Consider the following 13,796-nt stretch of genomic DNA (forward strand, 5'->3'; position numbering starts at 1 on the left):
AAGCCTATTGAAACTGCCGAAATCCGAGCTTTCATGTTCAATCCTCGACAATCTCAAGCTTAAGCTTCTGACGATAGGGTTTTTCCGGCGTGTAGATCACAGAAGGAAAGGCCGGATTGTTCACCGCGTCGGTGTATCCGGCGGGCTCAATACAAAGCGCCGCCCCGGGTCTGAAAGGATCAGACAAATGTGCTGCTGCATAGACCTGTGCGCCCGGTTGATCTGAATAAACCTTCATCTTTAAACCCGATGGCGTTTCGACTTCTGCAACAGGCATGGTCACGTCCCGTCCATCTTCAAACACAAAATAGTGGTCAAGAAAGCCAGCTTCTTGACCGATTACGCGACCGCGCGTGAAATCCAGGCTTTCTGCATCGGCTTTTAGAATGCGGCCGGTGGGTATGGCGTTTGCGTTCAATTCAAGAAGGGTTTTGGCATGTAGTTTGAGACGGCAATCGAGAATGCCCTGCGGGCAACCAAGTGAGTAATAATTGTGCTGCGCGATGCTGATCGGCGTGGGCCGATCCGGATGCGCCGTGATCGTATAGATCAGACACGGATAAGCCAGCTCCACCTTTATCACGAACTGGACTTCCGCAGGAAACCCGCCCTCACCATCAGGTGAAGTTATCGACAAAACCGCCTGATTTAGAGCAGTTTTCTCGACACTCCAATACTGATGGGACAGACCATCCCGACCGCCGTGTAGCGCGTTTTTGCCTTCGTTCGCCGTAACTCTGATGGCTTCACCCAGAAAATCGAACTGCGCCCCACTGACACGGTTGGCCAAGCGCCCGACGATTGCACCCAGGTAATATGGGTCCGTCAGATAGTCCTGCGGTGTGTCATAGCCCAGTATCAGTGGCGTTTGCCCCAACCACCACCCTTGGGTGATCGCACCATAGCTGAGCAATGAGGCGGACATGTCACCGTCTTCCAGCACAACCCGTTCTATGGTTGCTGAGCGTTGCCCCGCCATCAAGACGCGGAAAGCGGTGCCAACGCCGCATAGTATTGGCGATAAAGCTGATAGGCATTCTCATACCCGTCGCATAGCTCGGTCCTTGGCACAATGACTTCAGCCGTTTCCGGAGGGGTCATGACGCCCGCCGGGTCTGCCCCCCGTAATGCGCAGGCCGCCAGACGCGCTGCGCCGGTCGCGGCACCAAACTCACTCCCCTTGGGCAGAACAAGACGTGTATTAAGGACAGTCGCCAGTGTCTTTAGCCAGAACCGAGATCGCGCTCCGCCGCCCACAACGGTCAGGCTTTCTGGCGTGGTTCCCGTGGCCTTGAGCGCCTCAAGGCAATCACGCATGGCAAAGGCAACACCTTCCATCACGGATTGCGTCAGAGCCTTCGGATCCGTGGCGATATCCAGTCCAAGGAATGCGCCTCGGATGGCGCTGTCGTTATGCGGCGTCCGTTCCCCTGACAAATAAGGCAAAAAGGTCGTACCAGACGGCCCATTGATCTGATCCGGTAGCGCCGACGCCAACGCCCCAACGGGCTGTCCCAAGTTTCGAGACAGCCAGTTCAAGCTGTTTGTGGCAGACAGAATGACGCCCATCTGAATCCAACGCTCAGGCACGGCGTGACAAAAGCAATGAACCGCTGTTTCCGGCGCGGGTGCATAACTTTCTTTGGCCACCAGCAGCACACCAGAGGTACCCAATGACAGAAAACCCGTCCCCTCGTTAATGCTGCCAATACCGCAGGCTGCTGCTGCATTGTCGCCTGCGCCGCCTGCAACAATTACAGGCCCGGCCAATCCCCAGTTCTGCAATATCTCGGGCCGCAACTGCCCTCCGACAGCGTTGCCCTCAACCAGTTCTGGCATCTGATCGCGGTGCATGTGACCTTGCTCAAGCGCTGTGTCGGACCATTCGCGACTGCCAACATCCAGCCACGCGGTTCCGGCGCTGTCTGACACGTCGCTGATATACTCGCCCGTCAGCCACAAACGAAGATAATCTTTTGGCAACAGTACTTTGAAGACTTTTTCGAAGACCTCGGGCTCATGCCTGCGCACCCATTCCAGTTTAGGCGCGGTGAAACCCGGGAACACGATATTACCCGTGATCGCACGCATCCTCGCGGCACCGTCCAGATCAGCAGCCTCAAGCGCGGATCGCGTGTCGTTCCACAAAATGCATGGCCGTAATGCGTTTCCATCTTTGTCGATCAGTGTGGCACCGTGCATGTGCCCACTTAAACCAACAGCACGCACAGCGGAAAAAGCCGCGGCATTTGCCTTTCGCAATTGGGTAACCACTTTTTGGCAGGCCTCAATCCACTCACCCGGCACCTGCTCGGACCACCCGGAACGAGGTGTTGAGGTTTCAACACTTGCATCGGCCTCGGCCAGCACATGGCCGCCTTCATCAACGACAATACCACGGAGACCGGACGTCCCCAGATCCAGACCAAGATACACCTGTTCTCCCCCCTTCTTGCCTACCGTAGAGCTTCGTGACGCAGGCGGGCCTGCGCCGGGTCACTACTTACTTGCGGCAAAATAGTTTGCGCTAACGTATTACGCCAATTTCAAGAAAAGAGACACCCTATTGTGCGAAATTCAGCACGGCATGGACTTTCAGTTCGCAATACCGGCCACGTCACCGAAGAGACGCAACGCGCAAGGATGCTTTAACGTTAGCCCGCTAGGTCTGTTCTATTGAGTCACGACTGTCTGTGAGGGAACGAAACCAAGATCGCATCGCGGTCTACTCGGCCCCTACCCGCTGGTTGTACCTGGTGAACATGAGTTGACCCGATGGCATGTCCGATCTGAAATCAGCCGTTCTGCCAAGAAGCGCACGGTAAAACCGGCGGAGACCTGGCTCGATGTCTTCAGCCAGATCTTCGCAGCGCCGGCACAGTTCTTCGATCCTGCCCTGAGGGTGTCGGCTTTTTATCGCTGAAATCAATTCGCTGTGCAGAGAAGTAAGATCCTGGAACGCCCGCGCCTTCAGGACCGATTGATCCCCCACCAGAACAAACACAGGTTCGGGGTTGGCTTTACCTTTCAGATCAACACGCCCTGCCTCCAACAATGCCAGATCCGCTTGCCCCGCGCGGGAAACCCCGTTTGATACGACAATATCATAGTCAACCGCACGGCAACTTTGTTCAAGCCTTGCTGAGACATTCACGACGTCGCCGATAACAGTATAATTGAAGCGCTTTTCTGATCCGATGTTCCCAACGCACGCCTGTCCTGTGGCAATTCCTGTTGCCAAAGCAATGGGTTGCCTGTTTCGCATAATGCTGGACTCATTGAATTCTTCTAACGCGCTTCGCATCTTGAGCGCCGCGAATGCTGCACGGCACGGATGGTCTGCAACAGGGATTGGCGCGTTCCAGAAGGCCATGATCGCGTCACCAATAAATTTGTCGATCGTTCCGCGCTCGCGCAGGACCTGATCCCCAATTTTGGAAAACAGCGCGTTCAGAACGGAGACGAGCTCGGTGGCGGATGCTGTTTCGGACAGAGACGTAAAACCCCGAATATCCGAGAACATAACGGTGATTTCCTGGGTCTCTCCTCCCAGCTGCAATTGGTGGCCCGTACTTTCCATTTCATCGAGAATTTCAGGGGCAACGTAGTGCGAAAACACCTTTCGAATCTCACGCTTTTCGCGTTCGGTCGAAATGAACAAGTAGCCTGCCAACAGACCAAAATTCACCATACCCCCGATTAATGGGAAGGTCGCGTCAAACAACACAGACTGATTCTGAAAGACCAGCCAACTGATCGTCAGAACGGCAGCCGCGGCAATGCCACCAGCAATAAAGGAGGCAACAGCACCAAAAATGGACATGACAGCAATAACGACAAGTCCCAAAAGGGCAAAGGCAAGCAACTCCTGCGCCGCCGTTACATCAGACCGGCTCAGCATCTCTTGGGTCAAAACTTGCTCGATCATCTGCGCATGAATTGAAACACCTGGGACACTTTCGCCAAGCGCCGTTTGATGAATATCAAACAGACCGGCAGCAGATGTGCCCACGAGTATTATGCGGCCCTCGATTTCGGCCCGCAAAGACGGATCGGAGGAACCTGCCATGACATCGTTAGCCGAAATATAAAGGTCAGGTGTGTCACGCCGGTATTTCAGCCAAAGTTCACCGTTCTCGGTTGTTGGCATCCGGTAGCCCCCGACTTCAACAGCCAGCATGATGCCTGCTTCGTCTGACGCGCCTTCGGCAAAAATGGTGGTTTCCCCCAGTGCAACCCTCAGAGATTCGATTGCCAGACCTGGCATGGGCCCGTCCGGCCCGTCCCAAAGAACCGGCACGCGGCGCACGATACCAGTTCCACCAATGGGTGAGACATTGACGCCACCAATTCCTGCCGCAGTTCGGTCCAGCGGAGGCGCGATTGGCGTCCAATGAGGAACCGAAATCAAACCCTCTGCAGGGTTTTCCCCAAATTCGACAATTCCTGCTTTGGGCGTGATGGTTTTACCTTCCTGCGATAGACGCGCAGCGGCACCCAGAACAACTGGCCAATATGCTATTTCCATCCCAAGCAACACATCGTTGTCCAGCTTCTGGGCATGGTGCTCCACCGTCAAAATACCCTTAAGCGATGGATCGTTCAGAAGGCGTGATGGTGAATACCTGTCAGGCTCGGCGAAAAGCATATCGAAAGCGATGGCTGCTGCACCGTAGTCGCCCAGATTCTTCACCATTTGAGCGACCAGAGTGCGCGGCCAGGGCCACTGTCCCCAATTGGCCAACGCATCTTCATCGATATCCACGACGCGTATGGGAAGATCCGGATTGAATTCTCGCGGAGACAACCTTTGAAGCACATCGAAATAAACCAGGCGAGTCATTCGAACCGGGTAAGGATCCACTGCACGGATGAAACAGCCAAAGAGGATCAGGACCAGCCCAACAAGACGAAAGGCCCATCGCCCATTCTTGGTTTTACGTGTCTTTTCGCTCACACCATCCTCCGGGAAAGAGGAAAAACGCGCCGTCAATCAAAAACGTTTGTTGAGAACCCTTCTTCAGATTCCGTTCTATCGGTCGTTTCGTGATCCGGTTCTACGCGCTCTGGCTCCTCATGATCGATTTCTTCTCTTTCTGGTTCTTCCCGCTCTGGTTCCTCTCTTTCAGGCTCTTCTTGTTCCGGTTCCTCTCTTTCCGGTTCCTCTTGTTCCGGTTCCTCTCTTTCCGGTTCCTCTTGTTGCGGCTCTGGTCTTTCGGGCTCACTCTGTCCCGAAGTTGACGGGCTTGACGCAGGAGTCGCGTCTACGGTGTCCGTTCTTTCCCGCCGTTGCGGGGGCGCGTCGCGAGGCTCTGCCCTGTTTGGCTTGACACGACGTATGGGCGCGGCTTCTCCGGCGCAACCTTCAACTCTGACCTGTAACGGGGGCAACAGACCTTCCTGAGATTGAATGAAGGGAAAGCCGCTTTGCAAAGCCTGTTCGTATTGCGCCTGACTTGCAGGGCGCCCGACGGCTCCGCTTCCGCTTGTTGCGTACATGCTGCACTGACGCCCCGAAGATCTGCAGGTGCCCTGAACCCCACACATTCTGACCGTCCCCTCAAGCACAAGCATTGCGCTTTGCTGTTCGGAAACGACCCACATGTCGAAGGTTGTTCCGCGCACTGCCATTGTCGCCGAAGGTGTCGTGATTGAATAAGCGCGCTTTCGGCTTTTACCGGAAATGAACCGAAAGCTGCCGCCCAGCGCCTGAACTGCAAAGCTTTTGGCTTTGCGATTGCCGCGCAACAGGCTCACATCCAGCACCATGCGGGCGTTGGGACCAATTGCGATCTTAGTGTCATCCACAAAGACTATCTGGATCAAACCCGTTTGATCTGTGGTGATCGCATCTCCGGACTCGACATCCATACCAGAAACAACAGGCTGCGCTTTTCCTTCACGAACAAGCTGGGCGCCCTGCTTGGCGCTGATAACTTTTCCAATGTTGGCAACAGCTTGCAACGGCATGGTAACAACAAGGCAAAGAACCAATACAATCTTTAACCACGACAAAACCGAGCCCCTTCCCCCTTTGGGTCCTGATGTGTGCAAATCGCACTGTGCTCGATGATCGCCCCTGCAAAAGCATAATTTTTTGTTATTTTATGTGCAAAAAATATAGACAAATATGCGCCATTTCATGCGCGTTTAGCAAGTTTAATGTTCAAGTCACTATCAAACCATCGTTTCCCGCACCTCTGACACGGCAAGTGGATGGGCCTTTCTTGGTTGCCAAGCACGATAAAGTCTTACTTTTTCCGAGGCGCAGAAATGGCCAGGATCGGTGTTGCCGTGCACAGTTGAAATTCTGTTTGCGCCCCGTATCTCTTAGCTTGTGAAAGCACTCATCAACTTGCGCTGACGATCCTTTTACCCCACGACCCTTGGTTAGGCTTTACTTGACGAATGACTGGGTCGACAAACAAATAGGTCAACTGATCGTGCCGCCCCTGAAACGAGCGCAGCAAAACGGAGTAAGTTTATGTTTTCCAGTCGCATTTTAGCAGCGGCAGCGTTTTGCGCCAGCCTGTCGTCTACCGCGCTAGCGCAATCTGACACCAAACATGATGGCAAACTCTTCGTAGAACTGAATGCGGTCCAGGATGTCACCGGATCATGCAGGCTAACCTTTTTGGCCAAGAATGAAACCGGGCTTACGATTGATGGCGCGGTATTTGAAACCGTTGTTTTTGATGCCGAAGGTGGTGTTGTGACCTTGTCCCTGTTCGATTTCCGTGACTTGCCGGCGGACAGGCCTCGAGTACGCCAGTTTGATTTACCAAACCGAACTTGCGCCGAAGTTGGGCAGGTCTTGATAAACGGAACGAACTCTTGCCTGGTCGATGGCGCTGAAAGCCAGGTATGCGGAAAGACCCTGTCGCTGAGCAGTCGAGTAGCCATGGAGCTTTTGGGATGAGTCCTTTAACCGCACTTCGTGAGATTTTCGCACTTGGCGGGCCGGTCGTGGCGATCCTGATCGCGATGTCCGTGCTGACGCTGGCTGTCACTCTTTACAAACTCTGGCAATTTGCGGCCTGTGGTGTCGGGAGACATAAAGTGCTGTCCGAAGCACTTGCCGCATGGGACGCTGGCGACCAACACGCCGCCCGAGCAAAGCTGGCCGGTAGCAAAAGTTATCTGGCCCCTATTGTCGGCGCGGCGATGGATGCAGCGGGCGTAGCCGGAGCCGATGACAGACTGGATGCCGAAACCGGCCTTGTGCTTGCCGGGCTTGAGCGCGGTTTTCGCCTGTTGGACACTGTGGCGCAGCTTGCACCCTTACTGGGACTATTTGGCACCGTTCTTGGTATGATCAGCGCGTTTCAGAGCCTGCAGGCCGCAGGGTCGTCAGTGGATCCTTCGGTTCTGGCTGGCGGCATCTGGGTCGCCTTGATAACCACTGCGGTGGGGCTGGCCGTTGCAATGCCAACCTCCATGGTCTTGTCTTGGCTCGAAAGCCGCACAGCGCGCGAGCGTGTGTTTGCGGACAAAGCCCTGCGCACGGTTCTGGTGCCCGGGCCCTCGATCAATAGCGCAGCAGGTACCGCACGGGTTTCGGCTGCACCAGAACATGCGTAACACGGCACCATTTGTCCGGCGGCGGATGTCGATGACGCCCCTGATCGACGTGATCTTTCTGCTTTTGCTGTTCTTCATGCTGTCCTCGACTTTCTCGAGGTTCAGCGAGATTGAACTCAGCAGTGCAACCCAGGGCGCAGCAAACGAAACAACGACAATCGAACGCTTTTTTGTGCAGCTCGGCGCCGAGCGGGTCGCGCTGAATGGCCAAGTTACGTCGCTTGACGACTTGGACAGTCAGATTCAGTCCGGTCAGGTTTTTATCAGCCTTGATCCGGATACGTCCGCACAACGCCTTGTGGACCTTCTTGTTCGCCTGCGCGGGCGCGAAGGTCTCATGGTTAGAGTGTTGGAGTAAAAGAATGATCCGCCACATCCGAACCAGCCGAAACCGCGATTCAACCATCCCGCTGATCAATGTTGTCTTTCTTATTCTAATCTTTTTTCTGATCGCCGGCACAATAGCTCCTCCATTGGATCCGGACCTGGAATTGGTGAACACTGCAGATCTTGAAGGCCGTGAACCACCCGATGCGCTTGTTCTTCATCAGGACGGAACGTTGAGCTTTCGCGGCAGGCCAACAGACGCCGAAGCTTTCATGGCCGATCGAGAATCCGGGCCGGTGCGCATCGTGCCAGACAGAAATGCGTCTGCGCCCCGATTGATGGAAATCACCACCACCCTGCGCCGGTTAGGCGCTCCGTCGGTTTTTCTTGTGACAGAACAGGCCCTCGAATGATCAGGCGGTCTATCTTTGTCGCGATTCTCGCGATCTCGGTATCGCTGTTGATGCATCTCGCGGGCCTGAGCCTGACCGTGCCAAACCTGTCAAACCAAGCCGCAGGTGAAAGCCGTACAGATACTGTCCAACTGAGCAACAGTTTTGAAGAGTTTGCAGATGCCCGGCTTGAACCTGTCGAACCCGAACCGGCAGAGACACCACCCCCTCTGGAAGAACCGCCAATTGAGCCCAGAGAGGCCGAAGCCCCCACAAGCGACGCCCGTGTCGCGTCGCCCGACCCAAAACAGACCTACGCGCCCGATACCGGAGACTCCGCAATCATTCAGCCCAGAGCACCGGAAGAAGCGGTCACCGAACCTGTGGAACAGGGCCCGGATGATACCGGTGAAGCTGCGCAAACCGCAGGGTCTGACACCGTGACTGAAACGCCAGAAGCGCCCCCAGATCAAACAGCATCTCCGGTTGAACCGTCTTCGGTCGAAGATCCGGTATCAGAAGAACAGCTTGCCGCTTTGCCGGCAGAGCTATCTCCAATCGACCCGGAAAACGGTGAAACCGTCGAACCTGTAACACCCCAAGCAACCCAGGAACCGTTGGATGAGGAGGCAGATCTGCCCATCCCCGAAGCGGAAGCAGACGAAACCGAACAAGCGCTGGTTTCGTCGCTTCGACCACGGCCGCCCAACCGCGACGCGCAACCCGCCCAACCAAGAACATTGGAGCGTTTCAACAATTTTGACAATCTGCGCTTTCCAGAGCAGACGATTGAATCGCCGCTCTCTGCCTTCAAAAGAGAAGGTGTGGACGTCTTTCGACAAAGCAGAAGCAGCAATCGATCTGGTGGGCGCGGCCCAGGAAACTCGGATTCAACGAATTATGCCGGTGAGGTTCTGGTTCATTTAAACCGGGCCCCGATTGTCTATGTCGCAGCGCGCGGATATGCGCGCGTGTTTTTTGAAATCAGTCCCGATGGCACTTTGGCGTGGGTCGATATTGTCGAAAGCTCTGGCTCACCCGATATAGAGCGCGCCGCAAAGCAACAGGTTCGCACCGCCGCGCCGTTCCCGCGCCCACCTGGCGGCGTCAGTCGAAAACTGTCATTCTACTACCAGATTAGATGATTAGGTGGGCCTTTTAGCATCGTCTGTTACGCAGCTAACTGGCCCCTGACACTCTCAGACCTCCTGTCTGCTCCAACAAATCCACAATTGCGCCAACCCCTTTTCGATTGCGAAGTGACGAGAACAGAAAAGGTCTTCCTTTGCGCATCTTTTGCGCGTCTCGTTCCATAACCTCCAACGACGCACCGACATGAGGTGCCAGATCGGTTTTGTTGATTACCAGGATGTCCGACTTGGTGATCGCTGGCCCACCTTTTCTAGGTATTTCCTCGCCAGCAGCCACATCAATTACATAGATTGTAAGGTCAGCAAGTTCGGGGCTGAACGTCGCGGACAGATTGTCACCACCACTTTCAATCAGCACAACGTCCAGATCAGGATGACGCGCCTGCATTTCAGCGACAGCGGCCAGATTGATCGAGGCGTCTTCGCGAATTGCAGTGTGCGGGCAGCCTCCGGTTTCCACGCCAATGATCCGGTCCCTGGGCAGGACTTGCATACGCATAAGCGCTTCGGCATCCTCTTGTGTGTAAATATCATTGGTTATGACGCCCACTGAACAGACATCTCGAAGAGCTTCGGACAGTGCAGCGGTCAACGTGGTTTTTCCAGCTCCTACCGGGCCGCCAATGCCGACGCGAAGTGGGCCGTTCATATTCGTCATGTTCGGAATATCCTCGAATATTGTGTTTCGTGCTTCATGGATGCGATGTCCGTCAGAAACGCTGTTGAGCTCAGTTGATCCAAGCCAGCCTTTTGTGCCCTGCTAGCGATCTTCTCACACAATGGTGTAAGGGTGCGGATCAATCGCTGCGCGTCAGTTTGGCCCAAAGGAACTAGGCGCGTTGCGCAAGCTACAAGATTGCTGGCGAATGCTTGCAGAAACATCTTGGTCGTTAAAGACACGGGGAGATTCTGCCGACAGGCAGCTTGCCCTACACTGACCGGGTACGTAAGTTGGCGTAGATCCAACTTCCAGACATCTCGCGTCACATTTCCAAACGCCTGCCCCAACAAATCGGTCTCCATAAGCCGTTCGGATGACGCGCAGAAGGCCCGTGCGGTCGCATCGATGTTGACCAGTTCACCTTGTGTCCGCGCCCTGTATGCCGCGACAACAAACAACGCGTCATTCCACCCCGAGCCGTGCTCCAGCACATCCGAAATCCATTCTTCGGCGTCCTGTGAGCACGTGACACACCCTTCGTCAATCGCTGCCTCCAGGCCATGAGAATAGGCAAAACCCCCGACAGGGTACGCAGGGGACAGCCATTGGGCCAAGGTCAGGATATCGGTGTCAGTGGGTGTGGCCATGAGTCCGACCGTGACCATAAGCGCCACCTTCGGGTGTGAACGGTTGGTGCACTTCCTGCACCGTAGCACCGATTTTCAAAAGCATGTCATTGATGACATGGTCGACCTGTATGAACAGGCGGTCTTTCTCGATTTGGCACGGTGTATGACGATTGCCAATGTGCCAGGCGATGCGCGTCAGGTCCGGGGCTGTCACCTGAAGCAAAGCTTCCGGCGCTGCCCGGATTTCCACCTCGCGCCCGTCATCGAGGATCAGCGCGCCTCCGTGATCTAACGACGTTGTCTGCGCCAGATCGATCAATATCTGCTCGCCACTTTCGCATGTCAGAACCTTGCGACGCAGGAACCGATCATCATAGGTCAGGTACAAGCTGTCCGCCGGGTCGCTGTGCGTGTGACCCGAATACTGACGCGCGGTACACAGAAGGGCAGTCATGCGATCCCCTCCTCAGCACCGGAAACAGTCAGAGCCAGATAGAATCCGCAAATACCTGATGCACAATCCGTTCGCGCGTAAGGCCGCGCTTTTTCAGTTCTTCGTCGCTGAGCGATTGCAAGTAGTTGACTTGCCGCACGCGCGATTGCGCTTCGGCCAAGCTCATTAGAACTGAAAAGATTGATGACCCGATGGATGCGATCAAGCCACGCAGCGAAATCCGTGCGTGCGTCTGAGTTGCTGAGTCTGCCATTTGGACCCTCGTAATCGTTGGTCCTCCCTTGGGTTTGAATATTTGTCATATCGGCCTCATTGAGTAGTGCATGTTTGCTCATGGCTCCGTTGCGCGCGCTGCAACGCAGCACAATTCTTAGTCAAAACAAAAAATAGCGTTGCGCCATTGGCAGCACTTCAGCGGGTTGGCAGGTCAATAATTCGCCGTCTGCCCGCACCTCGTAGGTTTCCGGATCAACCTCGACATGAGGTGTCGCACTGTTCAGCAGAAGGTCCTGTTTGCCGATCTCCCGTGTGTTCCGTACAGCCACGGTTTGCTTGGCTAATCCCAGTGTATCACCGATCCGATCCTCCTGCGCGGCCTGCGAGACAAATGTGATCGCGGAATGTTCAACCGATCTCCCATAGGCGCCAAACATCGGGCGGCTATAAACAGGTTGCGGTGTAGGGATCGAAGCGTTGGGATCACCCATTTGAGCGCAAGCAATGGTACCACTCAGCAAAACTATCTCGGGCTTCACTCCGAAAAAGGCTGGGTTCCACAGGACCAGATCGGCACGCTTGCCTTCTTCGATGCTGCCGATTTCGTGGCTCAGTCCATGCGCAATGGCCGGGTTGATAGTGTACTTTGCAATGTAACGCCGAACACGAAGATTGTCGTTGTCTCCGGTTTCCTCGCTCAGACGCCCGCGTTGTTTCTTCATTTTATCGGCGGTTTGCCACGTACGGATCAGCACCTCGCCCACGCGGCCCATTGCCTGACTGTCAGACGCGATGATCGAGAAGGCGCCCATATCGTGCAGGATATCCTCGGCCGCGATGGTCTCTCGCCGGATACGGCTTTCGGCAAAGGCCACGTCTTCGGGAATGGATTTGTCAAGGTGATGGCATACCATCAGCATGTCCAGGTGCTCTTCAACCGTATTGACGGTGAAGGGGCGTGTTGGGTTGGTCGAGGATGGCAGAACATGGTTCTCGCCGCAGATCTTGATGATGTCTGGGGCGTGGCCGCCACCTGCACCTTCGGTATGGAAGGCATGGATCGTTCGGCCTTTCATGGCAGCCACGGTATTTTCTACAAAACCAGATTCGTTCAGCGTGTCGGTATGGATCATCACCTGCACGTCCATCGCATCCGCAACCGAAAGGCAGCAGTCGATGGCGGCAGGGGTTGTTCCCCAGTCCTCGTGCAGTTTCATCGCGCAAGCGCCTGCCTTGACCTGTTCCTCCAGCGCCGCTGGCAGTGAGGCGTTGCCCTTCCCCGCGAAGGCCAGGTTCATGGGAAAGGCATCCGCCGCTTGCAACATCCGGCCGATATGCCAGGGCCCCGGCGTGCAGGTGGTCGCCAGAGTGCCATGTGCAGGACCGGTGCCACCACCAAGCATGGTCGTCAGGCCGGAATGCAGCGCATCTTCGATCTGCTGGGGGCAAATGAAATGAATATGACTATCAAACCCGCCTGCCGTCAGGATGCGCCCCTCGCCTGCGATGGCCTCGGTCCCCGGGCCGATAATGATGTCTACACCCGGCTGCGTATCGGGGTTCCCTGCTTTGCCGATTTTGGCGATCCGCCCGTCCTTCAGCCCCACATCTGCCTTGTAGATACCGGAATGATCAACGACCAGAGCGTTGGTGATCACCGTATCAACAGCCCCCTGAGCACGCGTGACCTGAGATTGCCCCATCCCGTCGCGGATTACTTTACCGCCGCCAAACTTGACTTCTTCGCCATAGACGTCTTCGCGGTGACCCGTTTTGCTGAACCGCGCGGCTGTCGCGCGATCCACAATCAGATCTCTTTCCACCTCGATAATAAGATCGGTGTCGGCCAACCTAACCTTATCACCCACAGTTGGGCCGAACATGGCGGCATAATCACTCCGGCTGATCTTGCCCGGCATCTTTCAAAGCCCCCATGATGTGCATGTTAAAACCATAAATGTGCCGCCGCCCGTCATAAGGAACCAGCATCACTTCGCGGGCCTGACCCGGTTCAAATCGAACGGCCGTCCCCGCAGGAATATCCAGCCGCATCCCCAAAGCTGCATGGCGATCAAAATCCAGGGCAGCGTTCGCCTCGGCAAAGTGGTAATGGCTGCCGACCTGTACTGGCCTGTCACCTGTATTGGCGACCATAACAAGGCGACTGCTGCGCCCGGCGTTCAGCGTCAGTGAGCCGTCGGCCGGAATGACCTCACCCGGAATCATTTGGTCAGCTTGGTCAGCAGCGCGATGAGAGCAAAAGCAATCAAAGCCAGCCCAGCGCCCAACGTGGCATAGTCGGTTGGGTGTGCGTGAATATGCGTGCCAGTGTGGGCTATTGCCGGGCCAGAAAGAACAAGGGCGGGAAAGAGCATGCGGATCATA

The 13,796-nt window shown here is 55.5% G+C and carries 16 protein-coding genes and 1 pseudogene; 6 read left to right on the forward strand and 11 right to left on the reverse strand.

Annotation, left to right across the window (positions count from 1 at the left end; genetic code table 11):
- Positions 1-37: 37 nt before the first annotated feature.
- The 3 genes from GS632_RS16450 to GS632_RS16460 all read right to left on the reverse strand — a co-directional run bounded on the left by GS632_RS16450 (position 38) and on the right by GS632_RS16460 (position 4,957).
- Positions 38-979, reverse strand: a complete 942-nt coding sequence (locus tag GS632_RS16450) for an aldose epimerase family protein (RefSeq protein ID WP_256368493.1) — start codon at positions 977-979, stop codon at positions 38-40.
- Entirely contained in the window at positions 979-2,436 is a 1,458-nt protein-coding gene (gene xylB / locus GS632_RS16455; RefSeq protein WP_171237324.1) for a xylulokinase, read from the reverse strand. Before xylB ends, GS632_RS16450 begins: the two co-directional genes overlap by 1 nt.
- Positions 2,437-2,725: 289 nt before the next feature.
- Positions 2,726-4,957, reverse strand: coding sequence for a CHASE2 domain-containing protein (locus GS632_RS16460; protein WP_371810098.1), 2,232 nt, complete (start codon positions 4,955-4,957; stop codon positions 2,726-2,728).
- Positions 4,958-5,083: 126 nt separating this feature from the next.
- Between GS632_RS16460 and GS632_RS22390 the strand changes: the two genes are divergently transcribed.
- Positions 5,084-5,404 carry a pentapeptide repeat-containing protein gene (locus tag GS632_RS22390; protein ID WP_371810101.1) on the forward strand — a complete coding sequence of 107 codons (321 nt, stop codon included), beginning with the start codon at positions 5,084-5,086 and terminating at the stop codon, positions 5,402-5,404.
- A 155-nt stretch (positions 5,405-5,559) separates the two neighbouring features.
- Here GS632_RS22390 and GS632_RS22395 read toward each other — a convergent pair.
- Positions 5,560-5,970: pseudogene (locus tag GS632_RS22395) on the reverse strand (FecR domain-containing protein); the annotation flags it as partial.
- A gap of 514 nt (positions 5,971-6,484) precedes the next feature.
- Between GS632_RS22395 and GS632_RS16470 the strand changes: the two are divergent.
- Genes GS632_RS16470 through GS632_RS16490 form a run of 5 tightly spaced genes read left to right on the forward strand, consistent with a single transcriptional unit; the run spans position 6,485 to position 9,445 of the window.
- A complete protein-coding gene (locus tag GS632_RS16470; protein WP_171237323.1) occupies positions 6,485-6,919 on the forward strand; it encodes a hypothetical protein in 435 nt (144 codons plus the stop codon).
- Positions 6,916-7,581, forward strand: coding sequence for a MotA/TolQ/ExbB proton channel family protein (locus GS632_RS16475; RefSeq protein WP_171237322.1), 666 nt, complete (start codon positions 6,916-6,918; stop codon positions 7,579-7,581). The genes GS632_RS16470 and GS632_RS16475 overlap by 4 nt, the downstream gene beginning before the upstream one ends.
- A 31-nt stretch (positions 7,582-7,612) precedes the next feature.
- Positions 7,613-7,939, forward strand: coding sequence for a biopolymer transporter ExbD (locus tag GS632_RS16480; protein ID WP_171237321.1), 327 nt, complete (start codon positions 7,613-7,615; stop codon positions 7,937-7,939).
- Between the two features lie 4 nt (positions 7,940-7,943).
- Positions 7,944-8,321, forward strand: coding sequence for a biopolymer transporter ExbD (locus tag GS632_RS16485; protein ID WP_171722212.1), 378 nt, complete (start codon positions 7,944-7,946; stop codon positions 8,319-8,321).
- Positions 8,318-9,445 carry a TonB family protein gene (locus tag GS632_RS16490; protein WP_171237319.1) on the forward strand — a complete coding sequence of 376 codons (1,128 nt, stop codon included), beginning with the start codon at positions 8,318-8,320 and terminating at the stop codon, positions 9,443-9,445. Before GS632_RS16485 ends, GS632_RS16490 begins: the two co-directional genes overlap by 4 nt.
- Positions 9,446-9,479: 34 nt before the next feature.
- On the opposite strand, the gene ureG is transcribed toward GS632_RS16490, so the two are convergent.
- The 7 genes from ureG to GS632_RS16525 all read right to left on the reverse strand — a co-directional run bounded on the left by ureG (position 9,480) and on the right by GS632_RS16525 (position 13,795).
- Complete coding sequence (gene ureG / locus GS632_RS16495) at positions 9,480-10,109, reverse strand: urease accessory protein UreG (protein WP_171174955.1); 630 nt, start codon at positions 10,107-10,109, stop codon at positions 9,480-9,482.
- Positions 10,106-10,759, reverse strand: coding sequence for an urease accessory protein UreF (locus tag GS632_RS16500; RefSeq protein WP_171237318.1), 654 nt, complete (start codon positions 10,757-10,759; stop codon positions 10,106-10,108). Before GS632_RS16500 ends, ureG begins: the two co-directional genes overlap by 4 nt.
- The gene (locus tag GS632_RS16505) at positions 10,743-11,195 is read right to left on the reverse strand and encodes an urease accessory protein UreE (protein ID WP_171174958.1); all 453 of its coding nucleotides are present in this window, start codon (positions 11,193-11,195) and stop codon (positions 10,743-10,745) included. The genes GS632_RS16500 and GS632_RS16505 overlap by 17 nt, the downstream gene beginning before the upstream one ends.
- Positions 11,196-11,223: 28 nt before the next feature.
- Positions 11,224-11,448, reverse strand: coding sequence for a DUF1127 domain-containing protein (locus GS632_RS16510; RefSeq protein ID WP_171174960.1), 225 nt, complete (start codon positions 11,446-11,448; stop codon positions 11,224-11,226).
- A 121-nt stretch (positions 11,449-11,569) separates the two neighbouring features.
- A complete protein-coding gene (ureC, locus tag GS632_RS16515) occupies positions 11,570-13,330 on the reverse strand; it encodes an urease subunit alpha (protein WP_171722213.1) in 1,761 nt (586 codons plus the stop codon).
- Complete coding sequence (locus GS632_RS16520; RefSeq protein ID WP_171237316.1) at positions 13,305-13,637, reverse strand: urease subunit beta; 333 nt, start codon at positions 13,635-13,637, stop codon at positions 13,305-13,307. The genes ureC and GS632_RS16520 overlap by 26 nt, the downstream gene beginning before the upstream one ends.
- Positions 13,634-13,795: a hypothetical protein gene (locus GS632_RS16525; RefSeq protein WP_171174974.1), complete on the reverse strand. Its 162-nt coding sequence runs from the start codon at positions 13,793-13,795 to the stop codon at positions 13,634-13,636. Before GS632_RS16525 ends, GS632_RS16520 begins: the two co-directional genes overlap by 4 nt.
- Between the last annotated feature and the right edge of the window lies 1 nt (position 13,796).

This window comes from Ruegeria sp. HKCCD7296 (assembly GCF_013110775.1).
In the GTDB taxonomy this organism is placed as follows: domain Bacteria; phylum Pseudomonadota; class Alphaproteobacteria; order Rhodobacterales; family Rhodobacteraceae; genus Ruegeria.